The organism is Alkalibaculum bacchi (genome assembly GCF_003317055.1).
Classification (GTDB): domain Bacteria; phylum Bacillota; class Clostridia; order Eubacteriales; family Alkalibacteraceae; genus Alkalibaculum; species Alkalibaculum bacchi.
This window is the reverse complement of sequence record NZ_QNRX01000006.1, coordinates 126,147-143,975: the sequence shown is the minus strand read 5'-3', so window position 1 is coordinate 143,975 and position 17,829 is coordinate 126,147. Positions and strand designations below refer to the sequence as shown.

At 34.4% G+C, this 17,829-nt stretch carries 13 protein-coding genes; 12 read left to right on the top strand and 1 reads right to left on the bottom strand.

The window, feature by feature from the left end; genetic code table 11:
• The first annotated feature begins 161 nt into the window (after nt 1–161).
• The 12 genes from DES36_RS06150 (at nt 162) to DES36_RS06095 (ending at nt 15,946) form a co-directional block, all read left to right on the top strand.
• Nucleotides 162–2,882: a molybdopterin-dependent aldehyde oxidoreductase gene (locus DES36_RS06150; RefSeq protein WP_113920345.1), complete on the top strand. Its 2,721-nt coding sequence runs from the start codon at nt 162–164 to the stop codon at nt 2,880–2,882.
• Nucleotides 2,883–2,978: 96 nt separating this feature from the next.
• Nucleotides 2,979–5,264, top strand: a complete 2,286-nt coding sequence (locus DES36_RS06145) for a pyridine nucleotide-disulfide oxidoreductase/dicluster-binding protein (RefSeq protein ID WP_113920344.1) — start codon at nt 2,979–2,981, stop codon at nt 5,262–5,264.
• Nucleotides 5,251–5,457, top strand: a complete 207-nt coding sequence (locus DES36_RS06140; RefSeq protein ID WP_113920343.1) for a DVU_1557 family redox protein — start codon at nt 5,251–5,253, stop codon at nt 5,455–5,457. The genes DES36_RS06145 and DES36_RS06140 overlap by 14 nt, the downstream gene beginning before the upstream one ends.
• On the top strand, nt 5,458–6,186 hold the full coding sequence (gene trsM / locus DES36_RS06135; RefSeq protein ID WP_113920342.1) for a DVU_1556 family methyltransferase: 729 nt from the start codon (nt 5,458–5,460) through the stop codon (nt 6,184–6,186).
• Nucleotides 6,179–6,634, top strand: coding sequence for a DVU_1555 family C-GCAxxG-C-C protein (locus DES36_RS06130; RefSeq protein ID WP_113920341.1), 456 nt, complete (start codon nt 6,179–6,181; stop codon nt 6,632–6,634). The genes trsM and DES36_RS06130 overlap by 8 nt, the downstream gene beginning before the upstream one ends.
• Nucleotides 6,635–7,231: 597 nt before the next feature.
• Nucleotides 7,232–8,938 (top strand): AMP-binding protein, encoded by a 1,707-nt coding sequence (locus tag DES36_RS06125; protein WP_113920340.1) that lies wholly within the window; start codon nt 7,232–7,234, stop codon nt 8,936–8,938.
• Complete coding sequence (locus DES36_RS06120) at nt 8,931–9,158, top strand: acyl carrier protein (protein ID WP_170128201.1); 228 nt, start codon at nt 8,931–8,933, stop codon at nt 9,156–9,158. Before DES36_RS06125 ends, DES36_RS06120 begins: the two co-directional genes overlap by 8 nt.
• A 14-nt stretch (nt 9,159–9,172) precedes the next feature.
• Nucleotides 9,173–9,694 carry a 4'-phosphopantetheinyl transferase superfamily protein gene (locus DES36_RS06115; RefSeq protein WP_207657432.1) on the top strand — a complete coding sequence of 174 codons (522 nt, stop codon included), beginning with the start codon at nt 9,173–9,175 and terminating at the stop codon, nt 9,692–9,694.
• A gap of 15 nt (nt 9,695–9,709) precedes the next feature.
• On the top strand, nt 9,710–10,414 hold the full coding sequence (locus tag DES36_RS06110; protein WP_113920337.1) for an ABC transporter ATP-binding protein: 705 nt from the start codon (nt 9,710–9,712) through the stop codon (nt 10,412–10,414).
• Complete coding sequence (locus DES36_RS06105; RefSeq protein WP_170128200.1) at nt 10,414–13,653, top strand: ABC transporter permease; 3,240 nt, start codon at nt 10,414–10,416, stop codon at nt 13,651–13,653. Before DES36_RS06110 ends, DES36_RS06105 begins: the two co-directional genes overlap by 1 nt.
• A 27-nt stretch (nt 13,654–13,680) precedes the next feature.
• Nucleotides 13,681–15,066, top strand: coding sequence for a condensation domain-containing protein (locus tag DES36_RS06100; RefSeq protein WP_113920335.1), 1,386 nt, complete (start codon nt 13,681–13,683; stop codon nt 15,064–15,066).
• A gap of 124 nt (nt 15,067–15,190) precedes the next feature.
• The gene (locus DES36_RS06095; protein ID WP_170128199.1) at nt 15,191–15,946 is read left to right on the top strand and encodes an LPXTG cell wall anchor domain-containing protein; all 756 of its coding nucleotides are present in this window, start codon (nt 15,191–15,193) and stop codon (nt 15,944–15,946) included.
• A gap of 144 nt (nt 15,947–16,090) precedes the next feature.
• On the opposite strand, the gene DES36_RS06090 is transcribed toward DES36_RS06095, so the two are convergent.
• The gene (locus DES36_RS06090; protein WP_170128208.1) at nt 16,091–17,827 is read right to left on the bottom strand and encodes an NADH-dependent [FeFe] hydrogenase, group A6; all 1,737 of its coding nucleotides are present in this window, start codon (nt 17,825–17,827) and stop codon (nt 16,091–16,093) included.
• Nucleotides 17,828–17,829: the final 2 nt, after the last annotated feature.

Below are 17,829 nucleotides of genomic sequence, written 5' to 3'. Positions count from 1 at the left end.
AAATGACACTTTGTTCAATTTTCTAACAATAAATGGACGAACATTGTTAAAAAAAATAACAAACACATGTTCCGGTTGTTGAAATCAGAGGTTTTAAAGTTTGGCATGGAAATTGCTTTAAATATAGTAGTAGTAAACTAATATATTTAAGGAGGATAATTATGATTAAAAGAACATTATTTATCAATGGGGTTGAAACAAGAGCTGTTGTTGACCCTCAATCAAAATTATCAGAGTTTTTAAGAACACAAATGCATTTAACAGGTACAAAAGTTGGTTGTAACAAAGGGGAATGTGGTGCGTGTTCCGTAATTCTTAATGGTAAAGTTGTAAGAGCATGTATTACTAGAATGAAAAATGTAAAAGAAGACGCAGAGATTATAACAATTGAAGGCGTCGGTTCTAGAGAAAACCTACATCCTTTACAATTAGCATGGATGGTTCATGGTGCAGCTCAATGTGGTTTCTGTACTCCTGGTTTTATCGTGTCAGCAGTTGCTTTATTAGAAGAAAACATCAATCCAACTAGAGAAGGAGTTAGAGATTGGTTCCAAAAACATAGAAATTTATGTAGATGTACTGGATACATACCAATAGTAGATGCTGTAATGGACGCAGCTAGATTGATGAGAGGCGAGATTAAGACAGAAGACATATGGTACAAACTTCCACAAGGCGCTCAAATGATGGGTACTGCATATATTAGACCATCAGCTTTAGCTAAAGTAACAGGAACATGGGATTTTGGTGCAGATTTAGGACTTCAACTTCCTAAAGGAACATTACATGCTAAATTAGTGCAAGCAGAAGTATCACATGCAAATATTCTTTCTATAGATACTTCAGAAGCAGAAAAAATGCCAGGTGTTTATAGAGTATTAACTTACAAAGATGTTCCAGGAACAAATAGAATTAATGGTTTGGCATTCCCTCAAAATAAAGGGGATGGAAAAGAAAGACCTATACTTTGCGATAAAAAAATATTCCAATATGGCGATCCTTTAGCCATCGTATTGTCAACTGACCCTTCTATAGCAGAAGAAGCTTGTAAAAAAGTAAAAGTTGAACTTGAAGTATTGCCTGCATATATGAGTGCTCTTGAAGCAATGGCAGAAGATGCTATTGAAATCCATCCTGGAACGCCAAATGTTTATTTTGACTGTGGAGTAATAAAGGGAGAAGAAACAGCGCCAATATTTGACAAAGCAAAATACACTGTAGAAGATGATTTCTACGTTGGAAGACAACCACATATGCCTCTTGAAAACGATACAGGATTCTCGTATATGGATGAAGACGGAAAGTTAATTGTTCATTCTAAGAGTATTGCTTTACATTTCCATCATCTAATGACTGCAGAAGGTATAGGTGTTGATCCTGACAAATATGTAATCGTTGAAAATAATGCTGGTGGTACATTTGGTTATAAATTTAGTCCAACAATGGAAGGACTTTTAGGGGTAGCAACTTTAGTAACAAAACAACCTGTATACTTAGAATTTACACAAGATCAGCATTTTGCTTACACAGGAAAGAGATCTCCATTCTTCATGAATGTTAAATTTGCTGCAGATGAAGACGGTAAACTTTTAGCTATGGAGGGTGATTTCTCAGTTGACCACGGTCCATACTGTGAATTTGGAGACTTATTAACCATAAGAGGAACACAATTTATGGGTGCAGGATACAATATTCCACATATTAGAAATCATGGTCGTACAGTAGCAACAAATCATGAATGGGGTTCTGCATTTAGAGGCTATGGTTCACCTCAAAGTTTATTCTCAACAGAAGTATTAATAGATGAACTAGCAGAAAAAATGGGAGTTGACCCATTTGATTTAAGATATAAAAATGTATACAGACCTGGAGATACAACACCACAAGGTTGCGAACCAGAAGTATTCTGCTTAGTCGATGCAATGGATAAATTAAAACCTTATTATGTAGAAGCAAAAGCAAAAGCTGCAGAAAAGAATAAAGAAGGCGGAGAATTTAAATACGGTGCAGGTGTTTCATTGTTAATTTATGGTGCAGGCTTAGGTGGCGTTGATACTTCTGAAGCTTGGGCAGAAATTACACCTAAAGGCGTAAGTGTAGGTAACTCTTGGGAAGACCATGGTCAAGGAGCAGACATGGGTACTTTATATCACGCTTATGACGCATTAATGCCTTTAGGAATAACTCCTGAACAAATTCGTTTGGTTATGAACGATATGGAAAAAACACCTAACTCAGGTCCATCAGGTGGTAGCCGTTCTACAGTAACTACTGGTAATGCTACAAGAGTTGCTTGTGAAAACCTTGTAAATGCACTTAGAAAACCTGATGGTACATACATGACATACGATGAAGTTGTTGCAGCAGGCCTTCCAACAAAATATGAAGGTAAATGGGCTACACCTGGAACAGATCAAGATGTTGTTACAGGCCAAGGGGATCCATTTGCAAACTACATGTACGGTGTTTTATTAGCTGAAGTTAAAGTTAATACAACTACTGGTAAAGCAACTGTAGACCAATTAACGATCGTATCTGATATTGGTAAGATTGGTAATGTATTACTTGTTGAAGGACAAATTTACGGTGGTTTAGCACAAGGTATTGGTCTTGCATTGACAGAAGATTACGAAGATATTCACTTCCATACATCATTTACGAAAGCAGGAATGCCTCAAATAAAAGATGTACCAGATAATATTAAGATTATTCACCAAGAAACAGAAAGACCTGACGGAGCAAGAGGAGCATCTGGAGTTGGCGAAATGCCATTATCAGCACCACATGCGGCAATAGTAAATGCTATTTACGACGCTTGTGGCGTAAGAATAACAAAATTACCTGCACTGCCAGAAAAAATATTGGCAGGATTAAAAGCTTAAGAGATACACTTTTGATGTAAGGTCAATCTTGTGATAAAAAAACATAAATAAAGGGATGGGGACGTACTGTCCCCACACCTTATTTTGGAGGTAAATATGGATCTCGATAAGTTGTTAGAAATAGGTGATCGATGTATAAACGAAGCACCACCTGCATGTACTGCTTACTGTCCTCTTCATTTAGACGTAAAATCATTTACTGAAGAAATTGAAAGTGGCAATTTTAATAAAGCATATAAGTTAATGGAAAAGAGAATACCATTTACGAGAATAATTGGTATGATATGCGACCACCCCTGCGAAGATCTTTGTGTTAGAGATAAAAAAGGAGGGGTTATTTCAATTGGAGAACTTGAAAAATCAGTAGTATATCATGGATATACGAAACCTAAAAAAGGATTTAAAATCCCTTCTATAAATAAAAAAGTTGCCGTAATAGGTAGTGGGCTACAAGGGCTCACAGCGAGCTATGACCTTCTTAAAAAAGGAATAGGTGTTGATATCTATGAAAAAAACGACAGAGTAGGGGGAAGAATATGGAGTTTTCAAGGAGAATACATTACTTCTGAATTAATAAGTGAAGAGTTAGAATTTTTAAATGATAAAAATGCAACTATCTTCTTAAATACTTTAATAGATGAAAATAAGTTAAAGGATTTAATTAGCCAATACGATGCTGTATTTATTGCAGCTAATAATTTGATGTCATTATATGAAATTGACACGGATACTTTTCAAGTAGAAAGCAGCAATGTATTTGTTGGAAAAATGGAGGAAGCTTTAAATAACTCTATCATTTTTTCTGTAAGTGTAGGAAGAAGATCTGCTATTTCTATCGAGCGATATATAAAAGGTACATCCATGACTGCATCGAGAGAAAATGAAGGAAGTTACAAAACCGCTTTAAACTATAAAACGGATGACGAAGAAACAATAGAGAGAAAAATTAAAAGTGGTCATATCTTAACTAGGGATGAAGCCATAGAAGAAGCAACAAGATGTTTTAAATGTCAATGTAGAGATTGTATAAAAGAGTGTGTTCATCTTAAGAGATTTGATATAGCTCCAAAATCGTATATAAGAAATATTAACCATAATGAAAGAATAATCAAAGGTTCTCATTATGCGAATAAAATGATATTATCCTGCACAGAATGTGGGCTTTGTGATAAAATGTGCGATTATGATGTTGATATGAAAGAAGTCATAATAGAAACAAGGAAGAGTATGGTTGAAAGAGAAAAAATGCCTCAATCAGCCCATGACTTTGCACTAAAGGATATGAAGTTTAGTAATAGTGAGAAATTTTTTACATATAGAAAGGAACCGGAAAAAGAGAATATTAAATATGTACTTTATCCTGGTTGTCAGCTTCCAGCTTCAAACCCTGATTATATTGAAAATATATATAAGTATTTAACAGATAGTATAGATGAAGGTGTAGGACTTATGCTTGGTTGCTGTGGTGCACCTGCTGATTGGGCTGGTCAAGCAGAATTAATGGAAGAAAATGCTTCATTAATTAAGAATGCATGGACTGAAATGGGAAAACCAACATTTATATTAGCCTGTTCTAGCTGTATGAGCAATTTTGAAAAATATATGGATGAAATAAATTATGTGTCTCTGTGGGAAATTATAGATGAACATGAATTACCTAAAAATACAATTTCTTCACAAACTCTTAAGTTAAATATTCATGACCCTTGTACAGCAAGAGATCATTCAAGAATGCAAGAGAGCATAAGAAATATTGTCTCTAAGTTAAATAATGAAGTACACGAATTAAGGTATTCAAAAGAACTCACAAAGTGCTGCGGCTATGGTGGACTAGTCTACTTTGCTAATAGAGATCAATCTAATGATTTTATCGATGATCGAATAATGGAAAGCAGTGAAGATTTGCTTGTATATTGTACCATGTGCAAAGACTTGTTTACAAGTAGGGGAAAAAGAACATTTCACATACTAGATTTATTGTTTAGCGATGATTTTGAAAAATCTGCTTTACAAAAAATGCCTACCCTTTCAGAAAGACAATATAATAGAATGTATGTTAAAAAGAAATTACTAAAAGACATCTGGGGTGAAGAAATAATGTACGATGAAGGAAAATACAATATTACTTTTACGGAACAAGCACAAGATAAAATGGAAGAAATGTATATCGTATTTAGTGATGTAAGAAAATCTGTTGAAAATTCCATAGAAAAAAGGGAAAGGTTTTACGACCCTTCGAATCAATCTTATTTAACGAGGTTACGAATAGAAAATGTAACGTATTGGGTTCAATATGAGATGAAGGAAAAAGATGTTGTAGTAACGAATGTTTATAGTCATAGGATGGAAGTTGTGGAGGTAAATAGTAATGAAGGTTCTTGAAAATACAAATGTTCCATGGATATGCGATAAATGTAATGAAGAATTACAATTAGAAACAACCAGTATTCTTTATTTGGATGCGGATTTTAAAGTTGAGCTATTAAAATGTCCTAAATGTGGGATGGTTCTTATAGAAGAATATTTAGCCAGGGGTAAAATTTTAGAGGTAGAAAAATCATTGGAGGATAAATAGTTGTCCGCACAAAATTTATACGAATGTCCTTTAATGCAAAGTACTCTCGGTGATACGCTAAGACCTGGAGGGTTTGAAATAACGAAAAGAGCCATAGAATATTGTGCATTCAAAAATAAAGACATGCTGTTGGATTTAGGTTGCGGTAAAGGCGCAACGATTAAATATTTAAAAGACAACTATAATATCGCTGCTAAAGGCTTGGATATATCACTTGAACTTGTAGAAGAAGCAAGGAGAAACACAGATTCAGAAATAGTGATCGCTTCTGGAGAGGATATTCCATTTGAAAACGATTCTTTTGGCGGTGTATTTGCAGAATGCACTTTATCATTGATGAACAATTTGAGAAATTCAATAGATGAAGTTTATAGAGTATTAAGTCCACGTGGGTATTTTGTAATCTCAGATTTATACATCAATAATACGGATTATCTAGATGAATTACAAAGCTATTCCATGAACACTTGTTTAAAAAGACCTCATGATATTGCAAAATTAAAAAGCATTTTAAAGAGCAAAGGATTTAATATCCTTCTTGAAGAAAAATATGATAAATATATAAAACAGCTTGTTTTTAAAATAATATTTCAACACGATTCCATGAGGAACTTTTGGAAAGGATCTCAGGGTGGCTCTTTTGATGGAAGTAGGTTTCAAAGCATTTTATCAAAATCAAAATTAGGATATTTTTTAATGATTGCTCGTAAGGAGGTTTACGATGTCTAATGAAACTGCTTTTAAAGTATTTAAATTATCTGCTATTGGATATTGCTGTACACAGATTATGCTTAAGATGGCTTTAGATGACGAAGATACTGTGAATGAAGATTTAATTAGAAGTGTAAATGGATTATGTAATGGAATAGCAGGTAGGCAAAAAACCTGTGGCATACTTATAGGTGGAATAATGATATTGGGTCTTTATGCAGGCAGGGGAAAAGATGAAGAATATTACAAAGAAAATTATGGTGATATGGTTCATGAATTCACGGATTGGTTTGAAGAGGAATTTGAAAGCATTGATTGTGTCGATCTTATAGGTGTAAATAAATTTGACGATGGAGAGAACAGTTATATGATAAAGTGCGGTAATATAATAGAAAAAAGCTATGAAAAAGTCATAGAGCTCTTAACAGAAAATGGATATGAATTTGGGATAAGGGAAAATGAATAAATTCATTTTTGTAATAATGCTTAATAAGAGCAATAGAGTAAGAGTCAAGAAGAATTTTGTTAACTTCTTGGCTCTTATTTTATTTATTATTGTTTCTAAATCATAAACAAAAGATGTTATGAGATGCAACCCTCATTTTTCTATGCCTATACTATCATTGATGTTTGTTTATACGTTGTTGTTTATTTATACATTATTGTTAATTTTATGAAAATAATGGTATTTAAAGGTAATAATTTATGATAAAATAAAAATGTAAATATTTACAATAATGATGTCTTATGTTCATTATAGTAAATAGATATTCTATTTTATTAGAATGATGAATATCATTTTTTATGGACAATTATAGTAAAAAATCAAGAAATACGCGTGAAGATATAATATAAAGGAGGGATTATTCTAATTAAATTGACATTCATCTTAACGAAAAGGAAGTGAGATAAACTAGAATAATTGCTCCAGTTTTGTGAACATATGCATTACTAATATGTTAATCATTATAAATATCTTATATGAGAAGTAGAAAGAACACTTCTTGTATCATCTGTATGAGATTTTTATAAGGCAAAAAACGAATGTTAGGGGTGTAAGCCTTTGAAGAGTAGAATATTTTATAAACCAGAGAAATTAAATAGCACGAGAGAATTGCTAAGTAGATCATCTTCTAAGTACAGTGAACACATTGCATTTAAAGAAATTGGACCGAATAAGCAAATTCTAGAGTACTCTTACAAAAACTTACAAGAAGATGTGGATGCTTTTGGGGCTTCGTTAATCGAAATGGGAATGAAGGGATATCATTTTGCGATTCTTGGAGAGAACTCATACTTATGGGTAGTTAGTTATCTAGCAATCATACAGGGCATTGGCGTGGCAGTTCCCTTAGATAAAGAGCTATCGGAAGAGGATCTTTTCCATTTAATAAAAAAAAGTAATACCGATGCAATTATATGTTCAAAGACCTATGCATCAATAGCTCAAAAGTGTATTGATAATAATTTAAAAGTAAAACAAATCATCGTAATGAACAGCGAAGATCATGCTGATTTTTTAAGTATGAAAAAGCTGATACAAAAGGGAAAAGAATTTATTAAAGATGGAGATGTAGATTACACAAATACACCCATTGACGTAGAGAATATGTGCGAAATTATATTTACATCCGGCACTACAGGTCCTAATAAGGGGGTAATGTTAAGTCAGAAAAACCTTATGACTGTGCTATATGGGTCAATGACAGTGATTAAAGCAGAGGGAGTATCCCTTTCTGTATTGCCAATACATCACACATATGAGTGTAGCTGTCATATCTTAGGCGGACTATACAGTGGAATAACAATTTGTTTTATCGATAGTTTGAAGAGGGTTGTAGAGAGTATGAATCTCTTTAAGCCCAATATGAGCATTATGGTTCCTATGTTTTTAGAGGCGATTTATAACAGTATATGGAGAGAATCAAAACGTCAAGGCCTTGAAAAACATCTTCAATATGGAGTGTGGTTTAGTAATCTCATTCGAAAAATTAGAATCGATCGCAGAAGAAAGTATTTCGCTCCTGTACTAAATCGATTTGGAGGCAATTTACAACAAATTGTCTGTGGAGGGGCGCCCTTGTCCTACGAAGTGGTAAAAGGGCTTACTGATTTAGGTATAGACATCCTCAATGGCTATGGAATAACTGAATGTGCACCCTTAGTAGCCTGTAATCATCTAAAGTGGAGAAAACCAGGTTCCTTAGGACGAGTCATGTCTAATTGTAAAGTGCGCATTAATAATCCGGATTCACAGGGAAAAGGTGAAATTCAAGTAAAGGGAGATAACGTAATGCTTGGGTATTACGATGACCCAGAAAGCACAGAGAGAAGCTTTACTGAGGATGGATGGTTTAAAACGGGTGATTTAGGATATTTAGATAAAGATAATTTCCTATATATCAATGGAAGGGAGAAAAATTTGATCATACTTTCAAATGGGAAAAACGTACATCCAGAAGAACTAGAAGAGATTATAAGAAGAAAATTAGTTTATGTAAAGGAAGTAGTAGTTTATAGTGCTTCTAGTAGCGATGTAGGCGGTGAATGTATAGCAGCTTGTGTATGTCCTGAAGAAGAATACTTACATAGTATGGGTATAGATGAGTTTAAAGCTCAATTAAATAAAGATTTTAAATCATTAAATAGGAGCCTTCCCGCTTACAAACAAATCAACAGAATAATGTTCAGTGAATACGAGTTCGAAAAGACTACAAGTAAAAAAATAAAAAGAAACTCAATTGCAGAGAGGAGTTATCAAAGTGCTTAATGTAATCAAGACTACTTTATTGGAATTCGTAGAAATAGGCGAAGATAAAATCAATGAAGATACTTATTTTATAAGAGATCTTAACCTGACCTCTTATGACATAATGTGCTTTATTGGTAAGATTGAAGATGTTTTAGGAGTAGAGGTAGAAGATAGTGAAATAAAAAATTTAGAAACTGTCAAAGATCTCGACGAGTATTTAAAAAACAAGATGAAATGATTTATAGATATTTGTTGCCAAACATTGCAGAAAAATTAGGTGCAAGACAATATCACCTTTTAGGGGAAAAATTGCTATCACTTGCACTTTATGAAGAAAAGGGAATTGTATATGAAAGAGAAGATATTGTAAAAAACCAATGGGGTAAGCCCAGATTAAAAAAGCACTTACATATTCATTATAATATTACTCATAGCAACAATCTTCTCATGTGTGCCATTGCGGATGTAGATGTAGGCATAGATGTAGAAAAAATACGAGAGTTTAACTACTGTGCAGCTTTAAAAGTTTGTAGTGGAGATGAATTATATTGCATTAATAACGGGGCAGATAAAGATAGAGCATTTTTTAAATACTGGACTCTAAAGGAAAGCTATGTTAAAGCAATAGGCACAGGAATTTCTTATTCTATGAAAGAGGTGAATTTTATAATAGAGTCTAACGAAAAAATTTATTGCAATAAGTCAAACTGCAGCTTTCGAATTATTGAAGATTCTAAGGATTATATTGCTGCAATCTGTCTAATTAACTATTGAAAGGCTGTGATCACTGTGGGCAGCTACATTGAATTTAAAAATGTAAAAAAAGTTTATAATATGGGTGAAGTAGAAATTGAGGCATTAGCAGGAGTAAACTTTTCAATAGAAAAAGGTGAGCTGGTAATCATTGCAGGTGCAAGTGGCGCTGGTAAGACAACCATTCTAAATATACTTGGAGGAATGGATAATCTGTCATCAGGAGAGATTCTTGTTGACGAGAAGGTCATCAGCAAGCGTAACACCACGGAACTTATTACCTATCGAAGGCACGGTGTAGGATTTGTATTTCAGTTTTATAATTTAGTACCTAATTTAACAGCAAAGGAAAATGTAGAATTAGCAACGCAAATAAGTGAGAATCCACTAAATATCGATGAAATTATCAATGCTGTAGGCCTTGAAGATAGAAAAAACAATTTTCCAGCCCAACTATCAGGCGGCGAGCAGCAAAGGGTCGCTATTGCAAGGGCTTTGGCTAAAAACCCAAAATTATTGCTTTGTGATGAGCCAACAGGTGCTTTAGACTATAAAACTGGAAAATCCATTCTAAAATTGTTACAGAATACGTGTAAAGAAACGGGAATGACTGTAATTATTATCACCCACAATTTAGCTCTTGCAGCCATTGGAGATAAAGTGATTAAGGTAAAGAGTGGCAAGGTAGATTCTATCGTCATCAACGATAAACCTGTAGATGTAGAAAAGGTGGAATGGTGATGAAAAGTGCTATGTGGAAGGATTTCTTTCGAGAAATAAAGAAGTCTTGTAGCAGATTTATCTCAATCTTTGCAATCGTTTTCATAGGGGTTGCCTTTTTTGCTGGAATCAAAGCTACTGCTCCTGATATGAAAAATTCCATGGATGTATATTATGATGACTACAATCTAATGGATTTACAAATTATGTCTACTTTAGGAATTACAGATGAGGATATAAAAGCCATAGGTAAAGTAAAGGGCGTGGACAAGGTTCAACCTGGGTATTTTACTGATGTAGTGAGTAAAATAGGCTCTACAGAAATCGTCATCAAAGTTCATAGTATTCCTTCAGTTAGAACGAAAGACTCTCTAAACCAAATAAAATTGACAGAGGGAAGGCTCCCTGAAAAGTCTGGAGAATGCATCCTAGAGGACAATATGTTTATGGATTTAGGTTTAGAAGTAGGAGATATTATAAACATTCAATCTGGTAAAGCAGAAGCTATTACAGAAGAAACTCTTGCAGTTGATCGGTATAAGATTGTAGGTAAAGCAATCACTCCCTATTATCTTTCCTACGAAAAAGGTTCTTCAGAAATTGGTAATGGAAAAGTAGACACCTATATGATGGTTTTAGAGAATGACTTTATTTTGCCTGTGTACACAGAAGCCATTGTAAGCGTAAAGGGAGCAAAAGAGCTAAATTCCTATGGCAAAGAATACAAAGAAACTGTTTCTAATGTAAGTGCGCCACTAGAAAACTTAGGTACCGATAGAAGTTTGTTAAGGCTAGACGAGGTAAAATCTCTTGCTTTAGAGGAATTAGAAAAGGCCAAAACAGAATTTGAAGAACAGAAGAAGGTCTTTGAGGAAGAAATGAAAAAAGCGGAAGATAAACTTAATAAGGCTCAGATGGATTTAGTTGAAGGAGAAACGAAATTAGAAACAGAAAAGAAAAATTTTCAAGTTAATTATCAAAATGGTTTAAAGCAGATAGAAGATGCTAAAAAGAGATTAGCAAATGGTGAAAAACAATACGCTGAAGGTTTAGCAACATATAATCAGGCTATGTCAGAGCATGGAGAAGACCTAAAGAACCTTGATAATATGACTTCTACCGTCAATGGGCAAAGACAAGAAGCAAGTCAGAGATTAGAAGAAATAAATGCACAATTAAATAATCCAGATCTTACTGAGGAAGAGCGAAGTGATTATTCATCTCTTAAAGGTTATTATGAAAACTTTTTAGGCCTAGCAGACACAGGAGTAAGTGCTATTAATGAACTAAATGATTTTAGCCAAGGGCAAGTAAGAGATGCAGAAAGACAGCTAAAGAGCGCTGAGACAGAATTAGCCAGAAGCAAAAATGAGCTCAATAGAGCCACTACTGCACTAGAATCTAGTAAGAGAAAAGCGAATAGCGAATTTAGGGCAGCTGAGGCTAGACTGGCAAAAGGGTGGAAAGATTACGAGAACGGAAAAGCTGAGTACGAGAAAGAAAAGGTAGAAGGACAAGAAAAGATCGATGAGGGCAAGGAAAAAATCATACGAGCTGAAAATGAAATAGAAAAGATTTCAAAACCACAATGGTATGTCTTAGACCGAGATTCGCTGTATAGCTTTACTGATTACAAGATGACCGCAGAGAGAATAGATGCTATTGCTAAGATTTTCCCTTTGTTTTTCTTCTTGATCGCAGGATTAGTATGTATGACCACCATGACGAGAATGGTCGATGAACAAAGGATGATTATTGGAGCCTACAAAGCATTAGGTTACAATAACAAATCCATAGCGTTAAAATACGTACTTTATGCAGCCCTAGCGAGTATTTTAGGAGGTGTAGCTGGTCTTTCTTTAGGATTAAAAGTATTCCCTGAGGTGATTTATAACGCCTGGACAATGATGTATACTCTTCCACCTATGGTGAGAGTGACACAAATTCCATTAATGTTTATAAGCGTACTCATAGGGGTTCTGGTTACAACTCTTTCAGCTTTTGGAGCCTGTTATAAAGAATTAAAAGAAACACCTGCCTTGTTAATGCGCCCCAAAGCTCCTAAGGCTGGAAAGAAAATTTTCCTAGAAAAAATCAATTTTATATGGAATAGACTGTCTTTTTCTCATAAAGTTACTGCAAGAAACATATTCAGATATAAAAAGCGTTTTTTCATGACCATAATTGGTATATCCGGATGTTGTGCTCTTTTATTGGCAGGTTTCGGTTTAAGCGATTCTATAGGACAAATTGTAAACAATCAGTACAAAGAAATTTTTAAATACGATTTAGACATTAAGTACGATGCCTTAATTGATAGAACAGGACACAATGAGATTAAAGAGATTTTGTCACAAGACAACAATATAAAAATGTTTACAGAAATATCTCAGTATAATGCTAAGCTAAAAAGTGACAACAATGAAATTTCAGCTACACTAATAATCCCTTCTAATAAACAAGAGTTTGATGATTTTATCACCTTAAGAGATAGGAGAAGCCAAGAGGCTATTACCCTACCTAAATCGGGGGTTATAATAAGCGAAAAACTGTCTAAAGAATTACATGCGAAGGTTGGAGATATGGTTGAAATGGATGATGGATATGGATCTAGAAAAAAAGTAGTGATCCATGATATCACAGAAAACTACGTATTTCATTATGTCTATATGTCACCAGAGTACTATAGAGAAATTTTCAGGCTTTCACCACAATATAATAGCCTTATGGTTAAGCTAAAAGAAACAAGTCCTAAAATAGAAGAACAACTTGGCAGCAAATTGGCAAAACACAAGGGAGTTGCCTCTGTACTGTTTTACTCTGGAGCAATTTCAAATTTTGAAGATATGGTAAATATTCTAAACAATATCGTGGTAGTAATCATCATATCTGCAGGACTACTGGCCTTTGTCGTCTTGTACAACCTAACGAATATTAATATTCGCGAAAGGATAAGAGAGATTGCAACGATAAAAGTATTAGGTTTTTACAACAGAGAAGTCTCAGCCTATGTCTTTAGAGAAAATGTCATACTTTCTTTGATTGCCTCTATAGTGGGCTTAGGGGTGGGCATTATACTACACAGTTTTATTATGGTATCTTTGGAGCAAAATGGGATTATGTATGGTAATTATATTAATCCTATAAGCTTTTTATACGCATTCTTCATTACATTACTATTTGTGTTTTTAGTCAATGTATTTATGTACAGAAGTGTAACCAATATACCTATGGTAGAATCTTTGAAGTCTATTGAATAAAAATGAATTTATCGGAGGGTACTTGCAATGGATAGAAATTACTATGATTTGACTTTTGCACAAAGAATACTCTACTACTCACAGAAATATACACTACATAAACAAGTTAATAATGTAGCGACTTTTGCCTTAACAGATCAAAAACTTGATGTAGATATCCTTACTCAAGCAATAAGAATAGCAGTTCAAAGAAACGATTGCTTTAATATTAGATTCGAAAAAGTAAAAGGAGATGAAAAACAGTATTTTGCAGAGTACGAGGAGCCGGTTATAGAGTACTTAGATTTCGAAGGAAAAACAAGAGAAGTCATGGATAAAAAACTCTATAAGATAGCAAAAAAACGTGTAACAAAGAATAAAAAGCCAATGTACAAAATACATACCATTTGTTCTCCTGAGGGTACTCACGGTATCTATTTCGTTGTGAGCCATATGATCTTAGATTCTTGGGGAATTACCACATTTTTTAAAGATATTTTTGCAATATACAGTTCTTTAATAAATGGAACAGAAATGCCAAAACCACTATACCCATATGAAAAATTGCTAATAGAAGAATTAAATTACAGAAATACTCCTGCATATGAAAAAGACAAGGCGTATTTTCAAAGTCTATTTGTAGAAGAAAATGAACCCATTTTTACACATATTAATGGTTCTGAAGTTCTAGAAAAGTACAGAGGAAAGAAAGGTAATCCAAGTCTTAGATACGCATCTTCATTTAATCTATGGTCTAAGGCAGATAATCACATGCTACCCATAGACAAAGAGCTTGTAGATGAAATGAATGCTTATTGTACAGATAATAAAATCTCTATGCAGTCTCTCATACTTTTAGTTTATACCAGATATGTAGCAAAAGTGAACTTTGTAAATGACATTAGTATGCACACGGTTGTGGCGAGAAGAGGTACATTGAGAGAAAAGAATACAGGAGGTACTCGCGTTCACTTCTTTCCATTTAGAACGGTATTTGAAAGAGAGGTTACTGTACAAGATGCTTGTAAGAGTATAGATCAACAACAGTCTACACTGTATCGCTATGCAAATATGGATCCACTTGAAGTCGTGAAAATAAGTAAAGAAACATATAATGTTCCACAAGAGGCAACTCACTTTTTTTCATCCTTAACATTTCAGCCTGTTAAATTAAGTGTAGCGGGGATGAATCTTGATACAAAGTGGTATGGTAATGGAGCTTATAGCGGTGGTCTATACCTTACAGTAATGGATGGCGGTTTTATGGGGGGGTTAAAAATATATTATGAATATCAAGTTAATATCGTTTCTTTGGAAACCATACAAAAATTCCATTCATACATGATAAAAGCTCTCGAAAAATGTGTGCGAGAAAAAGATGCAACCGTAGGGGATCTGCTCGATATAGACGAACAAAAAATGGCATATGAATGAAATCTTTAGTATGGTGAGTGCAGCGAAAAATGCCCTAAAAATTAAGGAGGTGACCATTATTATAAAAGGCTCTAGAAAGGATCAAATATCAAAGAGAGCTAACAAAATAAAGGAGGTGAAAACCATGAAAAAAAGTTCTAGGATGACTAAAATATTAATAGTCGTCGTCGTTTTAATCATCAGCCTTACGAGCACTGTTGCTGCAGAAGAGAGATTTGACAGTAAGATTTTAGAAACTAAAATACTAGAAAGTAAGATATTAGAGGGCAAGACATTTGATATACAAGACACAGAAAAGGCAAAAGAAATAGGTACTCAGATGGTGGGTAAGATAAGAGAAACGACAGAACAATACGCACAATCAAATATCATTTCAGAGTACACGAGAAGTAATGATCAGGTACTTGGGAAGATCATAATTCGATATGAAGACGTAAATGGAACTCTCTTAGATTCAAAGACTAGAGTAGGCTTAAAATTGGGAGATTATACAGAAACAGCAATTCCAATTGAAGGTTTTGAATTAGTTGGAAAAGGTAGTTATACAGCTTCTTTAACTAACGAAAAATATGAATGGCTCATCGTATTTAAGTATGAAAAGGAAGATAAAGACAAAGACAAAGAAGATCCTAAAGAACCTTTAAACCCTGTAGACCCAACAGATCCAAGTAAAGAAGAGCCTAAGGATGCTAACAAAGAGGAACCAAAACAAACTGAAAAACCTAAAGCAAGTGACTCAAATGCAACGGATTCCAACAATAAAGAAAAAGCTGTTGCAATACAGGCAAAACTTCCAAAGACAGGAAGTCCTGCAACAGCTCTTTACCTTGTAGGTGGATTCATGACTCTATCCGGCGGAATAATATTAAGAAAGAAGTAATCTAAAAAAACATGCTTTCCTACAAATTAGGGGAGCATGTTTTGTGCTTTCCCCATATAAAGAGAATGCGCCTAAGGCGCATTCTCTCTTGTAAAGGTATTTACATAGTTATAAGCTATATCTATAGTCTGCTAATAATATATTTTAAACCTTTTTACGTGCTACGTATTCTGTATGAAGAAGCTCGTGAGCTTTTTCACTGTATGGTTCTCCCAAGAACTCATCGTAGAGTTTTTTAATCATTGGGTTTTTATGAGATTTTCTTAAAGTTTTACTACGGTCATCTTTGTAAAGACCATTTGCTCGTTTTTCAAGAAGCGTCATGTCACCATGGTGGAAAGGTTGACCAGCGCCACCAATACAGCCTCCTGGACATGCCATGATTTCAATAGCATGGTAATTTGCTTCACCAGAACGGATTTTTTCTAGTAGTTTTCTAGCGTTTCCAAGGCCATGGCTTACGGCGATATTTATTGGCATGCCATCGATATCTATCGTAGCTTCTTTAATACCTTGCATTCCTCTTAATTGTTGGAATTCAACGAATTCTAAAGTTTTATTTGTAAGCATTTCATATGCAGTACGAAGTGCTGCTTCGATAACGCCACCTGTTGTACCAAATATAACAGAAGCACCAGTAGACTCTCCTAATGGATTGTCAAACTCTTCCTCATCTAAATTGACAAAATCGATACATGCTTCTTTAATCATTAAACCAAGTTCTCTAGTAGTGATTACGATATCTACATCGTGATCTGGCCCCTCGCTTAATTCAGGTCTTGCAGCTTCGTATTTTTTAGCTACGCAAGGCATGATAGATACTACAACCATATCTTCTGGTTTAACACCCATTTTTTCTGCTAAATAGGTTTTGGCAATAGCACCAAACATTTCGTGAGGTGATTTACAAGTAGATGGTATATCTAACATATCGCTAAATTGATGCTCTAAGAATTTAATCCATCCAGGGCAGCAGCTTGTCAATAATGGAAGCTTTCCACCGTGTTGAATTCTATGTATTAATTCACTAGCCTCTTCCATAATTGTAAGGTCAGCAGCAAAATCTGTATCAAATACTTTGTCAAATCCAAGTCTTCTTAAAGCAGCTACCATTTGGCCAGTTACTAAAGAACCTGGCTCCATTCCAAATTCTTCTCCTAGAGCAACTCGAACAGCAGGAGCTGTTTGAACAATGACTACTTTATTGCTATTAATAGCATCCCATACTTTAGAGACATTGTTTACTTCTGTTAATGCACCTGTTGGGCATACAGCAAGACATTGTCCACAGAAAGTACAAGTTGTTTCGTTCATTGGAGCATTAAAAGCTGCTCCCATGATGGTATCAAAACCTCTTCCAATATCTGTTAAAGCATGTACGGTTTGAACATTAGAGCACATTGTTTCACATCTCTTACAAAGGATGCATTTTGACATGTCTCTTACTATTGAATAAGTGCTATTATCTACAGGAACAGTTACCATTTCACCTTGGTATTTGATTTCTCTAACGCCTAAGTCAGCAGCGATTTGTTGAAGTTCGCAGTCTGTATTTTTAGGGCAGATAAGGCAATCATTAGGGTGATCAGAAAGAAGTAATTCTACAATGGTTCTTCTCGCTCTAATAGCACGAGGAGTATCCGTAGCAATCTTCATTCCTTCACTTACTGGAGTTCCACATGCAGGTAAAAGTTTTTTCCTTCCTACCTCCTCTACAACACATACTCTACAAGATGCATGTTGATTGAAAAACTGCATATCGTAAAGGCTCATGTGACATAATGTAGGAATTTTTATATTGAGTTTTTTAGCGGCATCTAATATAGTAGAATCCTTTGGTACACATACGTCTTTTCCGTTAATTGTTAAATTAATCAAGATTT

What these genes read in the sequence shown, in the direction of transcription:
- DES36_RS06100 (WP_113920335.1), top strand. Translation starts at nt 13,681, where the DNA reads ATGGATAGAAATTACTATGATTTGACTTTTGCACAAAGAATACTCTAC.
- DES36_RS06145 (WP_113920344.1), top strand. Translation starts at nt 2,979, where the DNA reads ATGGATCTCGATAAGTTGTTAGAAATAGGTGATCGATGTATAAACGAA.
- DES36_RS06140 (WP_113920343.1), top strand. Translation starts at nt 5,251, where the DNA reads ATGAAGGTTCTTGAAAATACAAATGTTCCATGGATATGCGATAAATGT.
- DES36_RS06095 (WP_170128199.1), top strand. Translation starts at nt 15,191, where the DNA reads ATGAAAAAAAGTTCTAGGATGACTAAAATATTAATAGTCGTCGTCGTT.
- DES36_RS06130 (WP_113920341.1), top strand. Translation starts at nt 6,179, where the DNA reads ATGTCTAATGAAACTGCTTTTAAAGTATTTAAATTATCTGCTATTGGA.
- DES36_RS06105 (WP_170128200.1), top strand. Translation starts at nt 10,414, where the DNA reads ATGAAAAGTGCTATGTGGAAGGATTTCTTTCGAGAAATAAAGAAGTCT.
- DES36_RS06150 (WP_113920345.1), top strand. Translation starts at nt 162, where the DNA reads ATGATTAAAAGAACATTATTTATCAATGGGGTTGAAACAAGAGCTGTT.